We start from the raw sequence: 15,410 nt of genomic DNA, 5'->3' as shown, positions 1-15,410 counted from the left end.
CTGAGCCTGTCGAAGCGTGACCTCGCCTGCCGCCACCCTGTCATCTCTTGCCACAACGCTCGCGGCGCACGATTGCACGCTTCGACAAGCTCAGCGTGACTTATAATGAATGGTCGCACGCCCCGACATGGACGCCCTGGGCCGCGCTTCGACAGGCTCAGCGTGACGGGAGGGGAGTCCCCGGCAGGTACGCACTGCGCACCCCACACTCGACCCGGCGGAGGGCTCTTCCCGCGGAATCGGCTCGTGAACGTGGCATCGCCGTCCCGGCGATGATGCACATCCGGCGGGACGGTGGTAGGAGCCAGTGCATGCAGTACCGAACCCATCCGGGAGACCAGGAGGGACACCGGTGGAGAGAATCTGGGCGCCGTGGAGGCTGGAATACGTGGAGGTCGCGGCAGAGCAGCACGGCTGCATCTTCTGCGAAAAGCCAGCGGCTCAAGCGGACGAGGAAAACCTAATCCTGTTCCGCGGAAAGACCGCGTTCGTCATCCTCAACCTGTACCCCTACTCCAACGGACACCTAATGGTAGCTCCCTACAAGCACGCGGCCTCGTTGACCGAGTTGAGCGAGCCGGAGCTTCTGGAGTTGATAACCCTGACCCGGGACGCCACCGAGTGGCTGAAGCGCGCCTATCACCCCAGCGGCATGAACATCGGGATGAACCTGGGGCGCGTCGCAGGGGCGGGCATCGAGGGCCACATCCACATGCACGTGGTGCCCCGATGGGCTGGAGACACGAACTTCATGGCAGTCTTGGGGGACACCCGCGTCATTCCAGAGGGACTGCGCAGGAGCTATGAGAGGCTGAAGGAGGCCATCGGTGAGTGACCTTTTCTCGACGGCAGCGGTGAACATGAACCCGGAGGACGAGCTGAGCGCCCTGGCAGCCAAGGCCGCAACCTGCACCGCCTGTCGCCTAGCCGACACCAGGCAGAACGTGGTATTCGGTGAGGGCAATCCCCGAAGCCCACTGGTGCTGGTGGGAGAGGGCCCGGGCGAGCATGAGGACGCCAGCGGTAGGCCGTTCGTAGGCCGGGCAGGAGCATGTCTGGACAAGGCGCTAAACTCCTTCGGGGTTTCCAGAAGCGACGTATACATTTGTAACATCGTGAAGTGCCGGGCATTCACGCTGGAGAACGGGCGAGCGCAGAACCGAGCCCCCGAAGCCGACGAGGTGCAAGCGTGTTCCCGGTGGCTCGATGCGCAGCTCGCAGCCATCCGACCCCGCGTCATCTGCTGTTTGGGAGGCCCCGCTGCAAAGGTCATCATAGACCGTGGGTTCAAGATCACCGAGATGCGGGGGGGGTTTTATGCGTGCCGTTGGGCACCGTGGGCTACTGCAGCACTCCACCCGGCCTACGTTCTCCGACGCATGAACGAGGGCTTCGCCGACGCAGAGCAGCAGTTGCGCGAGGACCTTCAGCGCGCCTGGGAGAGAGCCCATGCTCCCGTCGAGGCGCCGCCTGCCGAGACTGGCCAGATGACGTTGTTTTAGTAGTGATCCGGATCGGCTTTCCATCCCTGGCCTGGGAACTCCCATGTAAGCCAAACGCAAGTTTCGACTAGCATCACGCGACCACGCAAGACGTCGGGAGACCGTAACATCGGACAGCTTACACGAGAGCCTCCGGTACTGAGCGGATCGGCATGCATCCCGACCAGCACGTCGTACTCGACGGCCCCGACATCGGGGTTCTCGAAGCCTCGGTACGCGAGCTGGAGTGCCACTGCAGGCTGCTCGACGGAAGGGACGCTTAGATAGCGGATCGGCATTGGCATTCTCATCCCGCTCGCGCTCCATGATTTTCGTCCAATCCTTAGATAACACTAACCGCGCCTGAACTTCGATCCCGGTACGCTTCCGACCGATAGTGTGCTCCTATTCCTGCATGCTATGCCTGACCCGGGTGGCCTAACCTGATTGCGAAAGGAAGGATAGACGGAATGCATCATCGAGCATGGGGGACGCTGGCACTGGCTGTGCTTCTAGTCCCTAACGCCATCGCCACCGTAGTCACTGTCGAGGCATTCAACAACGCGACGATTCAGCCGGCCGGCCCGCGCAGTGGCCCGAACGGCAAGAACTTCTTCAACATCGAGGGTTCGGATAACGGCAACTTCTCTTCGTGGGGTGCCGCCGACTTCAACAACGCCGACTTTGGGATCAGCGTAGCCAATCCGGCAGACCTGATCATTCACGGTCTGTGGCTGGAGTGCACCCAGTCCAACGCGTCGTTCACCAAGGATGGTCCCATCCGAATCTACCTGGTGGAGGATGCGACCACGAGCATCGAGCCCGGGATTTCCCCGTTCGTGTTCCTCTCGAGTGATATTCCCGAGGGTCTGGGCGGCCAGTTCCCGGTCAAGTACCATCTCACCGATGGTTATTTCACCAAAGTGGCTAACGGCTTTGTGGACGTGTTCGACCTCTACAGCGGTCTGGATTCGGCTACCAAGGACGTGATCAAGGGCAAGCTCATCTCGCCCCCGACTGCCCCGTTCCGCCTAGTCATCACTCCTCTCGCAAATGACACGGCGGCCACTTGGGCGGGGTTCAGCAACTCCAGTTATGCGGGTCCGACGCTGGTCGTTGACTACAGCATCGTCCCCGAGCCGTCGGCTCTGATCGCCTTGACTGTGGGTGTCGCCGGTTTGCTCGCGCGTAGGCGCCGCGCCTAGCCGCCATCACCCACACGCGCCCCGGGTCCTCCGCCCCGGGGCGCCGTTGTTTGTGCTTGGGGCTGACGCGGCGGATCATGGCAAGGATTGTGCAGAGAGACGCAGATCAAAAGGGAGAAAAGTCGGCAGTGCTCGTCCATCTCGTACTCGCCGCGTGCCTGGCCACGCCACCTACCACGGTTGCACGCCACGTCGCCTATGAGGTCCGAAAGGTCTCAGGCGTCTGGTGCCATGTAGTACGAGTGAACCTCAACGCTCCGGGAATCAAGGTCACTGGCGTCGTCTCGCGGTCCATCGGCGTTCTCGAGAGTGCCGACAGCTTGGTGAACCGCGCAAAGCCTACGGTAGCGATCTCGGGGACCTTCCACGGCACGATCCTAAAGCGGCCAATCGGCGACATCGTGATAGACGGCTCTGCTGCTTACCGAGGCCACTTCCCCAGTTGCCTTGCCGTGGACTGGTACAACCGCGCGGAAGTTATCACGCCGAAGCTAGGAAAGATAGTGGATTGGAGCAACTACGAGTTCGCTCTCGGCGGCTTGATCCGGCTCATGCGGGCGGGAAAAGTGGCTCCAGAAGTCGGGCACAACACCCAGCACGTCTTGAAGCCCAGCCCTCGCGCAGCCGTAGGGATCACGCCCCAGAACAAGCTAGTGATGGTGGCGACACGACAAAACGTGACACTTTCGGGCATCGGTGGCATTCTAAAGAGCTTGGGTGCGCGCGAGGCAGTGTGCTTGGACGGAGGGTCCTCGACCTCGCTCTACTACCGAGGCAAGATGTTGATCCGACCGACGCGGGCGTTGACGAACCTGCTCATTGTGTACGAGGATCCGGTCCAGTACGAGGCTCGGAGAACGGTCTTGGCGCCCAACGCGAAAAAAACGGCCCGGCTCTAGTCCGGGCCGAGAGATAAAGAGCACTGCGCGATCCGCGGTTCTCGGGGCCCGATGGAGTCGATCCTCGGGCCTCCGATGCTTCTCAGACCGAGGAAGCGGACATAATGTTCCGTGCCTTCCCCGATGATTCACGAGTACTCTCGCTGCTGGGCCGAGGTGGATCTCGACAACCTTCGGCACAACTTACGGACGCTGCGCGGCCTGCTCGCGCCCGGTGCCAAGCACTGCTTCGTGATCAAGGCCGACGGCTACGGTCATGGCCTGCTGCCGGTGGCTCAGTGCGCCGTGAACGAGGGTGTGGAGTGGCTTGCGGTCGCCACGGTGTCGGAGGGTATCGCGCTGCGGCAGGCCGGCATCTCCTGCCCCATCCTCGTCCTCGCGCCCATTCTATCGCTGGACTGCGACGTGCTCGTGCGCTACGACCTGCGAAATCTGGTGGAGGAACTTGCCGCGGCCCAGGCGCTGGCCGTGGCCGCCCGAAGGCAGGGACGAAGCGTGCGCGTGCATCTCAAAGTGGATACGGGGATGGCCCGCTTCGGAGCGCAGCCCGAAGAGGCAGTGGACCTCGCCTGCAGCATCGCCGACATCCCTTGCCTGGTGTTGGAAGGGATCGCAACCCACTTCAGCAGTTGTGCGGTCGACTTGCCTTACACCCACAAGCAGTACGAGGGATTCATCCGCATCGTGGAGGAACTGGAGCGGCGTGGTCTCCATGTTCCTCTGCTGCACTGTGCCAACAGCGCCGCGCTGATACGCATGCCGAAGCACGTGCAGCACGCTCTGGTGCGAAGCGGGCTGCTGGCCTTCGGCATTCGCAACGTGCCCTGCCCCGACGTGGACCTGCGTCCGGTACTGACCTGGCGTACACGCATCATGGCGCTGCGTGAGATACCTGCAGGTAGACGCGTGGGCTATGGGGGTACGTGGACCACCGAGAAGCGGACCCGCATCGCCACGCTGGGAACGGGCTACGCAGACGGCTACCCGCGCGAGCTGAGCAACAAGGGTTGCGTGTTGATTCACGGGCAAGAGGCGCCCATCCGCGGCATCGTATGCATGGATCAGACAATGGTGGACGTCACTCGCATTCCAGAGGCCCGCGTGGGCGACGTCGTTGGGCTGGTAGAAGGACCTATCACGGCCGAGCGCCTGGCTGAATGGGTCGGTACGACCCCGCACGAAATCCCTTGCCGCCTCACCGGGCGCGTTCCCCGCATTTACCTGAACGAGTAGGCCGCCCTACCCGAGCAATCCGCCGTCCGTTTCCTCGTCCTTCCCCGTGCTGGCGGTCTTCAGCTGCATTCCTTCAACCCTCACAGGTCGAGGCCGAAACCGCCGAGCGGCGGAGGCATCGCAGAGACTCCTACTTCAGGTTCTCCGGGTTGAGAGGTTGTAGCTCGGGGAGGACGAAGGTGCCGTCCTTGCGCACCAGCACATCGTCGAAGAATATCTCGCCGCCACCGTAGTCGTCCCTCTGGATACACACGAAGTCCCAGTGGACAGACGACCTGTTCCCATTGTCCGCCTCGTCGTAAGCATTCCCGGGCGTCAGGTGGAATGAGCCGGCGATCTTCTCGTCGAACAGCGTGTCCTTCATCGGGTGGAGCACATACGGGTTGAAGCCGATAGCGAACTCGCCGAAATACCTGGCGCCCTCGTCGGTATCCAGAATAGAGTTGAGTTTGTCCGACTTGGCCTGCGCCTCGGCCTCCACCACCTTGCCATCTTTCACCACCAGCCGGACACCCGAGAACACGGTCCCGTCTCGCAGACTCTCCGTATTGAATGTGATGACGCCGTTTCCGGACTCCTTCACGGGCGCGGTAAAGATTTCGCCGTCCGGGATGTTCATCTCGCCGCAGCAGGGCACACATGGGATGTCCTTGATGCTGAACGTGAGGTCCGTGCCCGGTCCGACCAGCCGCACACGGTCGGTCCTGGACATCAGTTCCTGGAGCGGCTCGACCGCCTTGGCCATCTTGGCGTAATCCGCAGTACACACCTCGAAGTAGAAGTCCTCGAAAGCCTCAGTGCTCATGCCGGCTTGCTGGGCCATGCTGGGGGAAGGCCAACGGAGCACCACCCACTTGGTCTTCGACACTCGCGTCTGGAAATGTACCGGTTGTGCGTAATGGGTCAACCACATCTTGAGCTTGTCGTCAGGCACGTCGGAGCTCTCGGCATAGTTGTGACCACCCCGGAGTCCCACGTAAGCCTGCATGTGTTCCATCCGCGCCCTGTCCCACTCAGCCTGCGCCTCGACTACGCTCTCATTCACTCCCAACAGGAACCGCCGCTGCACGATGGCGTGGTACGTATCGACGAATACGTTCGCGCCCGCTTCCTGCGCCACGCGCACTAATTCCGCCGTACAGTCGGGCGGAATGTCGAACGCCTCCACCAGCAGGTTCTCGCCGGGCTGAAGCCGGGTCGAGTGTCGGACCAGCAGCTGCGCTAGCCTAGTCATCCTCGGGTCTTTCATCCTCACTCCTCCCTTTCCGCGGATTCTACCGGCGAGGCGGAGCGGTCGAGCGTGGAACCCCCGTCCTTGGACCCTATGCGCGTTCGTGGAACACTGACCTGCCTGCCGCGGCTCCCCCTGCCTCGGGCGCCGTATACGAGCAGGAATGCCGGGTTCCACATCAACCCGAAAACCCAGTGCAGGTTTTGGTCACTCCGGCAGCCTACCTGTCCGAAAATCCTGGGCGAAGGTAGGGACAGGATGTCCGGACCATGATCGAACAGGGAGGTCGTAGGTATGCCACGCTTTGCCTATAGCGCGGTGGACCCCGCAGGACGCAACGTCCGAGGCGTAATCGAAGCCGACTCGGAGGAGCTAGTCCTAAGCCGTCTGCACGAGCAGCAGATGCATGTGACCAGCGTCAAGCTGGTAAGAGGTGGAGCGGGCGCCCGCAGCGCCCTCCTAAAGCCAAAGAAGCCCAAACTAACGTCGCTCGTGATCTTTTCGCGTCAGTTCGCCACCATGATTGACGCAGGCATCCCCATTCTCCGCTGCCTCGATATCCTAGCAGGGCAGATGAAGGATCCGGCTCTACGCGATTCCCTCAACCAGGTACGCGCAGACGTGAAGGGCGGTCAGTCACTGAACGAGGCGATGGCGAAGCACCCAATGGTGTTCAACCGCCTGTACGTCAACATGATCCGCGCTGCCGAGGTGGGAGGCATCCTAGACACCATCTTGGACAGGCTTGCACAGTTCCTCGAGTCGGAGATGGAGATCCGCACCAAGATCAAGTCCGCCATGATGTATCCGGTGATGGTACTGATAGCATCCGGCGTGATGTTGTTCGCGCTGTTCAGCTTCGTGCTGCCTAAGTTCAAGGACATCTTCGCCGGTATGGACGTAGAGTTGCCAGCTGTCACCGCTGCGTTGTTCGCCATGGGTGATTTCATGAAGGCGTTCTGGTGGGTGATCATAGGCGCAGGGATTGGCATGTTCGTGGCGATGAAGTTCTATGGGCGAACGCAGAGAGGGCGCTACCAGTTCGACTACCTTAAGCTCCGCATGCCCATCGTAGGCGAACTGAGCCTCAAGATGTCCCTCGCGAGATTCGCAAGGACGTTCGGCACGCTCATCGCCAGTGGCGTCCCGATGATGCGCTCACTGGAGATCGTCGGCGAGACCACTGGCAACGCGGTTCTCGCAGGTGCGATCGAAGTGGCACGAGGAAGCATCCGTGAGGGCAAGCAACTGAGTGCACCACTCGCTGCTAGCGGGCTTTTCCCTGCCATGGTTACTCAGATGATAGACGTCGGTGAAGAAAGCGGGCGTCTCAACGAGATGTTGATCAAAGTATCGGACTTCTATGATACCGAGGTATCGCAAGCCGTCAAAGGTCTCACCTCGATGATCGAGCCGTTACTCATCGTGTTCATGGGTGGCATTGTCGGCTTCATCGCTATCTCGGTGATGACACCTATCTTCAAGCTGGTCAACTCGGTTCAATAGCGACCTGTCACAGCTCAGGCGTGCATAGGATGTGCGCGCCGAGGCCCAACAGACCCCGGGGAACCGGGGGACCAAGGAGGAACATCACGTTGGGAGATTGCGCTCGAATCAGGCTGGAGCCTGAAGAAATGGTAGCGCTGTATTCACGGACTAAGGAGCCCGACCTGAGGGACGCCGTGACCCTGCACTACGCCGGGATGGTAGAACGCATCGCGCGCCGCTTCGCGGGGTCATCGGAACCGATCGAGGACCTGGCGCAGGTCGGTTTCATCGGCCTACTCAACGCACTGGAGCTGTTCGACCCTAGCAAGGGGGTCAAGTTCTCCACCTACGCAACACACTTAGTCGCAGGGGAGATCAAACACCACTTGCGTGACAAGGGGAAGATCATCAAGGAGCCGGCATGGCTGCAGGAACTGAACCAGCGGATCAACCGTATCACCCAGTCTCTCGCGCAGGAGTTGGGACGTCAGCCCACGGCCGCAGAGATCGCTGCGAACATGCGCATGACCGAAGAGGCGATCACCGAGGTGCTGATGACGCGGGACGTGTTCAAGGTGCTCTCGATTGACGGTGCGACCGAGGAAGACGACGGCGACAAACCTTACGACCTGGACAAGATGGAGTCTCAGGAAGAGGCTACGTTCCAGCTTCCCATCGAGGACAAGATGATCCTCGAAACCGCCGTGATTCACCTCAAAGAGGTGGAGCAGAAGGTGATCCATCTCTTTTTCTATGACGGTCTCAACCAAACGGAAATCGCCGCCACGCTCGACATCTCTTGCAACTACGTATCACACATCCTAAGGCACTCCGTCCAGAAACTGCGGAAGATACTGGTCACCGAGGACATCAAGGATCGTCAACTGCGTATACGTTATGCGCCCGACTGTGAGAGCGACGTGATGGATGACCAGACCGGTCTCTACGGACCCGATTACTTCCGTTCGCGGTTATCCGAGGAGATCCAGCGTGCGTCGCTCGACGGGTCCAAGATGTCGGTGATTATCGTGCGCTTCCACGGTCTAGAGCAACTACGCAGTTTCTATGGGGATATGACGGTTGGGGAGTTCCTCACCCAAGCTGGGTCCGTCATCCGAGCCAACATCCGTAAGCTCGACGTGCTCTGTCGCGCAGATGAGTTCGCGTTCGGGGTGGTTCTGCCTCACGTGGACCGACTGCGCGTGGATATTGGTGACCTCCTCGAGGAGAAGCTGGCCGAGTGGATTAACCGCCTCTTCTCCGCGAAGGGCCAGGTCGGATTCTACGTGGGCTGTGCGGACTTCCCAGACGATGGCTCGACCCTTCGAGAACTCCTCGCCGCCGCCTTGCGCTCGGCAGACAGGCACGACACCGCATTGCATCAGGCTGCTTAACAGACGAAACCTGGATGGCAGGGCCGCGCCCAGCCGCGCGGTCCTATCTTCTTGTCTTCTTCACGAACCCGAAGGATGCCGGCACCCATCCCATGCGAGGCCAGAACCGGCTAGAAAGGGGGTTCCACGGACAGTACACCAGTTCCCACCGCTGCGCACCCCTTTTGGCTAGCTCTGCAGCCAGGGCGAGACATAGCGCCCCACCCACGCCCCTGCCTCTGTGCTTCTCGGTGGTGCCCACGGACCTCAGGAAACCAATACGAGCCTCCGGTAGCAGCAGAGACGGCCTAAGCATCGCATACCCTACTCGTCCATCGGCAACTGCGATCACTTCGCCAGCTTCCTCGGCATAAAGCGAGACGCCGTTCGCGTCGCGGATCACCTCCTCACAGCCCTTGAGCTGGCGCTCACGCGCGTTGGGGTAGTCCGTGCGCTGAGACGGCGCGCACTCTGCGTGGTAACGTAGCTCCTCCAAATGGCAGTCCACTATGCGGCTCCCGTCTCCCGGCTGCGCCACCCGGATCTCGACTCCCGGCGGCGGCGCTGGGAGTTCGCCGAGAGGCTGAGTGCGTACACAGTGCGCATAGGCGGGCTCGAAGCCGTGACGGGCAACCAACGCTGCGGTCTCCGCATCACAGACATGGAAACACACATAGGTGGCCTCGACCTTTCGTTCCTTCGCAGCTTCGTCCATCGCCTCGAATAACTCAGGAGCATCACAACTGTCGGTCGGCCGAAGCCACGCGACGTTCCACACGAGGCTCGACCGAAACACGATCTCCTGAGCAGGGTCGTCTTTTCGAAGGTTCCAAGTGATGCCCTGGGCGATGGCACGCCAGCCCGCGGCGTCGCGAAGTGCAAGGGCGAGCCCTCCCTCGTCCACGGACCGCAAGATCTGCGATTCGAAGTACTCGGTCAGCTCTGGGAGCACAACGAGGCGAGGGTCACGGGCGGAGAGCATCGACGCGTGGACCGTCCACTCCACCGCCGGCTCACGGGCCTGTCGCGCCGTGATCCGGACCAGTTCCATATTATGCCAGCGCCTTGCGCAGCAGGTTCTCCCCCTCGGCGGCAAGGCGGGCGGCCACCGCCGGCTCTTCGGCCTCTGCGTAGATGCGCACCACCGGCTCGGTTCCCGACGCACGCAGCATCAGGAAGCGCCCACCTTCGAGTTCGAACAGAATGCCATCCATCCGATTGGTCTCGAGCACTCCGAAACCACCCACTTCGGCGAGACTCAGCCCGTTCACGACATCTTTGAGCGCTGCCATCTCCGAGCGCTGGAACTGCGCGTCAATCCGGTGATACCAGTGCGGCCCGACTTCCGCAAACACCTCGTCCACTAGCTGGCTCAGCGACTTGCCGCTCATCACGATGGCCTCCATCAGCAGCAGAGCCATCAGCATCGCATCACGCTCTGGTAGGTTCTGCGTAACGCCCATGCCACCCGACTCTTCGCCTCCCATGAGCACTCCGCCCTCCAGCATCTTCTCGACGATGTGCTTAAAGCCGACGGGCGTTACGTAACAACGGACGCCATAGCGGGCGGCCAACTTGTCAATCATCCTGGTGGTGGTAAGCGTCTTCACCACGTCCCCATCCAGCCCCCGCCGCTCGCGAAGATGTTTAAAGGCAATGGCGAAGATGCGATGGCTGTCCACGAAGGAACCCCGCTCGTCAATCGCGGCCAACCTATCGGCGTCCCCATCGAACGCGATGCCCAGGTCCCTGCCCTTCGCGGTCTCGACAAGCGGCCCCAGCATCTCGAAGATGGGCTCGGGGTGAATGCCAGGGAAGATTGGATTACGCTCTTCGCGTATCGCGACGATGTCCATCTTCGGCAGAAGGCGCGCGAAGTTGCCCGCACCCGCCCCGTACATTGCGTCGAAGGCGAGACGTAATCCCGAGGCCTGGATCCGATCCACGTCCACCTGTCGCCCGAGCCGGTCGAAGTATGCGGGCACGAAGTCAACAACCTCGGTGGTCCCGCTTGCCGCCCCGTGGGGATCGCCTTGATAGAGCTTCTTCTCGATAGCGTCGGTGATCTCGGTGATCGCCGCGCCGCCGTAGTAAGGCTTGAACTTCAGACCGTGGAAGATGCCGGGGTTGTGGCTCGCGGTGAAGACGCATGCACCCTGTGCCTGGTGCGCCAGCACTCCGGCGGACAGCGCCGGAGTCGCTGTCGGTTTGTCGTTCAGCACCACGTCGAAGCCGAAGGAGTTGAGCGTCCGGGCGCACGCTTCGGCAAACTGCTCGGACATCATGCGGCAATCGTGGCCCACTACGACTAGCCGCTTGCCAGGGGGATTCGCCTCCAGAAGGTACCGGGCGGTCGCCGCCGCCACTATCTCGACATTCGCAATGGTGAAATCGTCTGCAATGACACCGCGCCACCCCTCGGTGCCGAACTTGATCCTCATGCTGTCTCCCGGAATGATGTTATGCGCGCCTGCGCCGGCTGGACAGGATGTTCAGCCGCTCGCGGTACTTGTTGATAGTTCTACGAGCGACCTCGATACCCTGCTCTTTTAACATCTTGGAGATGCGTTCGTCGCTGAGAGGGCAACCTGGGTTTTCGTGCCTGAGAATCTCTTCGATTGCCTTCTGCACACGGAGCGCGGGCTTGAAGAATACTTCGAAAGGCACCACTTCCTGGCTTGGGAGCTGCACGAACTTCCCCATCGTGGCGCGTGAGACCGTGCTTTCGTGCACGCCGATCTCACGGGCAAGTTGCATGCGTGTGAGTGGGCGCAGGAAGCGATACGAGCCGGTGGCGATGAACCCGGATTGCGTCTGCAGCAGATAGTCCACGATACGACGCACCGTGCGACGGCGCTGCTGAATGCTCGCGATGAAGTTCTGGGCGCGGTCCACATACTGCACCACGTGCGAACGCTCGTCACTGGACAGGCGGTCCCGTTGCTGGTGGAGGCGGCGATAGCGCTCATTGATGGTCAAGGCGGAGGGATCGAACCCGCGTATCTCCACCTCATAGCCGTTGTCGGTCCGGCGGATGACGACGTCGGGCGTCACACTCGGTGCAGGCGACGGCGAGAAGTGGTCCCACTCGGCTCGAAACGCCTCGCCGGGAAACGGGTTGAGGTGCGCGACCATAGATGCGGCGGCCTGAACCACGAAGGGGCGCGCCCCATAGCGCCGACCGATCCGGGAGTAGCGTTGTTTGGTGAATTCCTCCCAGCAGTCGGCGACCATGTGCAAGGCGAGGTCGCGGACCGGCTCCGAGGGCATCTGCCTGAGCTGGATCAGCAGGCACTCGCGAAGGTCCCTGGCCCCCACTCCAGCCGGCTCACACTGCTGCAGCTTCTCCAGCACCTCCTCGACGTCTTCCATAGTAGCGTCGAAGCTAAGCGCCAGTTCTTCCACCTGCATGTCCAAATAGCCGCGGTCGTTGACCGCATCCACGACGTTCGCGCCAAGTGCGTGGAGCCGCTCTGGAAGCATGGGAAGGAGCTGAGCGCGGAGGTGATCCGCCAGCGACACCGGGGCCACGACGAAGTCCGTCCAGTCCTGGCTGTCGTCGGGGTCGTAGGGCTTGGTCGGGACGGTATCCTCCGCGAAGGAGTAGCGCGCCCCCGCCCGCAGCAGCAACTGGTCGGCGATGGTGTCCTCGTCGAGGGGCTCCTGCTCTTGCTCCATAACCTCCAGAGCAGGGTTTTCGGCCAGCTCCGCCTCGACGGCCTGCTCCAGCTCGACCTGGGTCATCTGCAAGAGGGTGCTGGTAAGCACCAGCTTGGGGTCCACACGGGTAGAAACCTGAACTTCGGCTCGCTGCGAGTTCTGCAAGGGCTCGTGCTCCTTTCCCGAACAGCCGCAAGTACATACTTGCACAGATCGTATGCCCTTTCTTGGCACGAGGCTAATATCGTGCTTTGCCGGTTTGGCGAGAGCGAATGCTAGAATCACCGGGTCGGGAGGCGCAGATGGCCCTGAGTATCGAACAGGTACGTCACATTGCTAAGTTGGCTAGGCTACAGATGACAGAAGAAGAGATGGAGGCGATGCTTCCGCACCTGCAGGAGATGGTGGATCGGTTCGGTCGTCTCAGCCAGGTAGACACCGAGGGCCTCGAGCCAACCTCGCATTCTGCACCACTGGAAAACGTCTGGCGAGAAGACGAACCATCTCCGCAAGGGGAGCCTTCCGCCATCCTAAAAGGTGCTGCCGAAGCCCGTAACGGTCTGTTCCTGGTTCCAGCCATCCTGACACAGGACGAAGCATGAACCTCTGGGAACTGCCTGCCCACCGACTGGCCGCAATGCTACAGAGACGTGAGGTCTCCGTGCTGGAAGTCGCCGAAGCCTTCCTTCAGCGTACCGAGTGCCTCGACGAGAGGCTCGGCACTTTCACCTTTCTCGACCCAGACGAGGTGCGAAGCCAGGCGGTCGAGGCACAGAGACGACTGGATGCCGGAGAGCGCCCCACCCTCCTGGGAGTCCCAGTGGCGATCAAAGACAACATCTGCGTGAAGGACGAGCCGACGACTTGCGCCTCGAGGATCCTGAGCGGGTACCGACCGCCCTATGATGCGACCGTTGTGGAGAAACTGCGAGCCGCGGGGGCTGTCCTGTTCGGCAAAGCGAACTGCGACGAGTTCGCGATGGGCTCAAGCACTGAGAGCTCGGCATGGCAACCCACCCGGAACCCTTGGGACCTCGATCGTGTTCCCGGCGGGTCGAGCGGCGGTTCCGCAGCCGCGGTGGCAGCAGGCTTGGTGCCTTTGGCACTCGGTTCCGACACGGGCGGCTCCGTTCGGCAGCCTGCAGCGATGTGCGGCGTCGTGGGTTTGAAGCCGACGTACGGCCGGGTCAGTCGCTACGGCTTGGTAGCTTTCAGCAGCTCTCTGGACCAGATCGGCCCGCTCGCGCGCGAGGTGCAGGACGCAGCGATGCTTTTCGAGGCGATTGCGGGCTATGACAGACGAGACGCGACGAGTGTGGACACCGAGGTGCCCAGGGTCACGCTCGATCCTGACGACGCTCTTCGCGGTCGGCGCATCGGCCTGCCCAGCGAGTTCCTGGGAGAAGGCGTGGACCCGGCTGTGGCGGAGGTTGTGCGAACCGCTGTAAGCGCGCTGGGGGATGCAGGGGCCATCGTCGAGGAGACGAGCGTTCCCAGCGTGCAATACGGTGTAGAGACGTATTACATCATTGCGCCTGCCGAGGCATCCTCCAACTTGGCGCGCTACGACGGCATCCGATACGGACACCGGGCGGAAGGGAATGCGGGCCACGTCGGCCTGGTCGAGCAGACGCGCGAGGAAGGCTTCGGACCCGAAGTGAAACGGCGTATCCTGTTAGGTACGTACGCGTTGTCAGCGGGTTACTACGACGCCTACTACCTGAAAGCCCAGAAGGTGCGAACACGGATGCGACACGAGTTCGAGGAGCGGCTCCGAACCTATGATTACCTCATGGGTCCGACCAGCCCCATCGTGGCGTTCGGGATCGGGGAGCTGCAGGATGACCTGCTGGCGATGAAGATGGCGGACATCCTGACGATACCGGCGAACCTCGCGGGCCTGGCGGCAATCAGCGTGCCATGTGGCTTTGCCCATGGGCTGCCCGTGGGCCTTCAGTTCATCTCGCGACCCTTCGACGAGGCGGGGCTGCTGCGAGTGGCCCACGCTTATGAGCAGCGGACGGAGTGGCACCGACTGCGACCACCGGAGCCGGCGGCAGCATGAGTGAGCGAGAACGAGCAGAGCTGAAGCTGTTTCTTCGCACGCTGGGCCGGCCTGGGCCGATTGTTCTGGGGCTCGCCCTAACACTCTTGCCCGCTAGCTGCATCGTGCCCATGGTGGCAGTTCAGATGGGAGGCTCCATCGTCGCGCTACTGGTCCCTCTCGCCCTTGGTTTCTCTGGATGGACACTGAGCGCACTGCTGAGCCGAGGGAACTACCGCTTCCGAAGCCTTCACTACAAGGAGCTGTGGGATAGAGTGCAGGACCGTGTGAGGCGCTTCGAGCGAGCCTACCGGAAGAGCCCACGCGTTCTGAAGCAGACCCTCAGCGAGACGCCCGATTCCGTGCACCGCCTGGTAGACGCGATGTACCTCGCCCTTCTCCGAGCCGACGCGGTGCGTCACATGCTGGAGGGGCTCGAGCCGAGGGACGTGCCGGTACGAGGCATCCGCATCGAGCCGCCTGCGTTGGACGAGCAGGCGCGGACTCTCTACGACCTCGCACGCAAAAGCCGAAGCGACTACCGTGAGCAATACCAGAGGATGCTCGCGGGCGTCGAGCGCACCGAAGCACAGGTGGACCTGCTCGTCAGCTCCCTGGACAACCTCCGCTTGCGGCTCCTGGACCACCGTGTCACTGGTGCGAAGGTCGAAATGCCCTCGGACGAGTTGATCCAGAGCCTTCAGCGACACCAGTCGGAGTTAACCGCACTGGAGAAAGCTGTAGACGAGGTGGACTTGCTTACTCGGTAAAGCTCGGTCTCCCGATTGCCCATAAG

General features: G+C 61.8%; 15 protein-coding genes. 11 read left to right on the top strand and 4 right to left on the bottom strand.

Annotation, left to right across the window (positions count from 1 at the left end; translation table 11 throughout):
- Positions 1–352 precede the first annotated feature (352 nt).
- The 6 genes from HRF45_13280 (at position 353) to alr (ending at position 4,818) form a co-directional block, all read left to right on the top strand.
- Complete coding sequence (locus tag HRF45_13280) at positions 353–835, top strand: HIT domain-containing protein (protein MEP0767494.1); 483 nt, start codon at positions 353–355, stop codon at positions 833–835.
- A gap of 25 nt (positions 836–860) precedes the next feature.
- Positions 861–1,502 (top strand): uracil-DNA glycosylase, encoded by a 642-nt coding sequence (locus tag HRF45_13275; GenBank protein ID MEP0767493.1) that lies wholly within the window; start codon positions 861–863, stop codon positions 1,500–1,502.
- Between the two features lie 152 nt (positions 1,503–1,654).
- Positions 1,655–1,765, top strand: coding sequence for a hypothetical protein (locus tag HRF45_13270; GenBank protein MEP0767492.1), 111 nt, complete (start codon positions 1,655–1,657; stop codon positions 1,763–1,765).
- A gap of 186 nt (positions 1,766–1,951) precedes the next feature.
- Positions 1,952–2,686: a PEP-CTERM sorting domain-containing protein gene (locus HRF45_13265; GenBank protein ID MEP0767491.1), complete on the top strand. Its 735-nt coding sequence runs from the start codon at positions 1,952–1,954 to the stop codon at positions 2,684–2,686.
- 128 nt (positions 2,687–2,814) lie between these two features.
- A complete protein-coding gene (locus HRF45_13260) occupies positions 2,815–3,585 on the top strand; it encodes a phosphodiester glycosidase family protein (protein ID MEP0767490.1) in 771 nt (256 codons plus the stop codon).
- A gap of 111 nt (positions 3,586–3,696) precedes the next feature.
- A complete protein-coding gene (gene alr, locus HRF45_13255; protein ID MEP0767489.1) occupies positions 3,697–4,818 on the top strand; it encodes an alanine racemase in 1,122 nt (373 codons plus the stop codon).
- Between the two features lie 130 nt (positions 4,819–4,948).
- On the opposite strand, the gene HRF45_13250 is transcribed toward alr, so the two are convergent.
- Positions 4,949–6,067, bottom strand: coding sequence for an aminopeptidase (locus HRF45_13250; GenBank protein MEP0767488.1), 1,119 nt, complete (start codon positions 6,065–6,067; stop codon positions 4,949–4,951).
- A 276-nt stretch (positions 6,068–6,343) separates the two neighbouring features.
- Between HRF45_13250 and HRF45_13245 the strand changes: the two genes are divergently transcribed.
- Positions 6,344–7,555: a type II secretion system F family protein gene (locus HRF45_13245; GenBank protein ID MEP0767487.1), complete on the top strand. Its 1,212-nt coding sequence runs from the start codon at positions 6,344–6,346 to the stop codon at positions 7,553–7,555.
- Positions 7,556–7,683: 128 nt separating this feature from the next.
- On the top strand, positions 7,684–8,931 hold the full coding sequence (locus tag HRF45_13240) for a sigma-70 family RNA polymerase sigma factor (protein ID MEP0767486.1): 1,248 nt from the start codon (positions 7,684–7,686) through the stop codon (positions 8,929–8,931).
- 43 nt (positions 8,932–8,974) lie between these two features.
- On the opposite strand, the gene HRF45_13235 is transcribed toward HRF45_13240, so the two are convergent.
- The 3 genes from HRF45_13235 to rpoN are packed head-to-tail and all read right to left on the bottom strand — an operon-like array spanning position 8,975 to position 12,735.
- Complete coding sequence (locus HRF45_13235; protein MEP0767485.1) at positions 8,975–9,961, bottom strand: GNAT family N-acetyltransferase; 987 nt, start codon at positions 9,959–9,961, stop codon at positions 8,975–8,977.
- Position 9,962: 1 nt separating this feature from the next.
- Positions 9,963–11,351: a phosphoglucomutase/phosphomannomutase family protein gene (locus HRF45_13230; protein ID MEP0767484.1), complete on the bottom strand. Its 1,389-nt coding sequence runs from the start codon at positions 11,349–11,351 to the stop codon at positions 9,963–9,965.
- 19 nt (positions 11,352–11,370) lie between these two features.
- Entirely contained in the window at positions 11,371–12,735 is a 1,365-nt protein-coding gene (rpoN, locus tag HRF45_13225; protein ID MEP0767483.1) for an RNA polymerase factor sigma-54, read from the bottom strand.
- A 137-nt stretch (positions 12,736–12,872) separates the two neighbouring features.
- Here rpoN and gatC point away from each other — a divergent pair, with 137 nt between their 5' ends.
- Genes gatC through HRF45_13210 form a run of 3 tightly spaced genes read left to right on the top strand, consistent with a single transcriptional unit; the run spans position 12,873 to position 15,384 of the window.
- Positions 12,873–13,172, top strand: coding sequence for an Asp-tRNA(Asn)/Glu-tRNA(Gln) amidotransferase subunit GatC (gene gatC, locus HRF45_13220; GenBank protein MEP0767482.1), 300 nt, complete (start codon positions 12,873–12,875; stop codon positions 13,170–13,172).
- Positions 13,169–14,635 carry an Asp-tRNA(Asn)/Glu-tRNA(Gln) amidotransferase subunit GatA gene (gene gatA / locus HRF45_13215; protein MEP0767481.1) on the top strand — a complete coding sequence of 489 codons (1,467 nt, stop codon included), beginning with the start codon at positions 13,169–13,171 and terminating at the stop codon, positions 14,633–14,635. Before gatC ends, gatA begins: the two co-directional genes overlap by 4 nt.
- Positions 14,632–15,384 (top strand): hypothetical protein, encoded by a 753-nt coding sequence (locus HRF45_13210; GenBank protein MEP0767480.1) that lies wholly within the window; start codon positions 14,632–14,634, stop codon positions 15,382–15,384. Before gatA ends, HRF45_13210 begins: the two co-directional genes overlap by 4 nt.
- Positions 15,385–15,410 lie beyond the last annotated feature (26 nt).

The organism is Fimbriimonadia bacterium (assembly GCA_039961735.1).
In the GTDB taxonomy this organism is placed as follows: Bacteria; Armatimonadota; Fimbriimonadia; order Fimbriimonadales; family JABRVX01; genus JABRVX01.
Note: the sequence above shows the minus strand (reverse complement) of the source record. Positions and strands in the feature narration are given on the sequence as shown.

Coding starts and splice junctions, on each gene's coding strand:
- HRF45_13265 (MEP0767491.1), top strand. CDS start 1,952: ATGCATCATCGAGCATGGGGGACGCTGGCACTGGCTGTGCTTCTAGTC.
- HRF45_13235 (MEP0767485.1), bottom strand. CDS start 9,961: ATGGAACTGGTCCGGATCACGGCGCGACAGGCCCGTGAGCCGGCGGTG.
- HRF45_13250 (MEP0767488.1), bottom strand. CDS start 6,067: ATGAAAGACCCGAGGATGACTAGGCTAGCGCAGCTGCTGGTCCGACAC.
- HRF45_13275 (MEP0767493.1), top strand. CDS start 861: ATGAACCCGGAGGACGAGCTGAGCGCCCTGGCAGCCAAGGCCGCAACC.
- HRF45_13245 (MEP0767487.1), top strand. CDS start 6,344: ATGCCACGCTTTGCCTATAGCGCGGTGGACCCCGCAGGACGCAACGTC.
- HRF45_13240 (MEP0767486.1), top strand. CDS start 7,684: ATGGTAGCGCTGTATTCACGGACTAAGGAGCCCGACCTGAGGGACGCC.
- gatC (MEP0767482.1), top strand. CDS start 12,873: ATGGCCCTGAGTATCGAACAGGTACGTCACATTGCTAAGTTGGCTAGG.
- HRF45_13210 (MEP0767480.1), top strand. CDS start 14,632: ATGAGTGAGCGAGAACGAGCAGAGCTGAAGCTGTTTCTTCGCACGCTG.
- HRF45_13230 (MEP0767484.1), bottom strand. CDS start 11,351: ATGAGGATCAAGTTCGGCACCGAGGGGTGGCGCGGTGTCATTGCAGAC.
- HRF45_13270 (MEP0767492.1), top strand. CDS start 1,655: ATGCATCCCGACCAGCACGTCGTACTCGACGGCCCCGACATCGGGGTT.
- gatA (MEP0767481.1), top strand. CDS start 13,169: ATGAACCTCTGGGAACTGCCTGCCCACCGACTGGCCGCAATGCTACAG.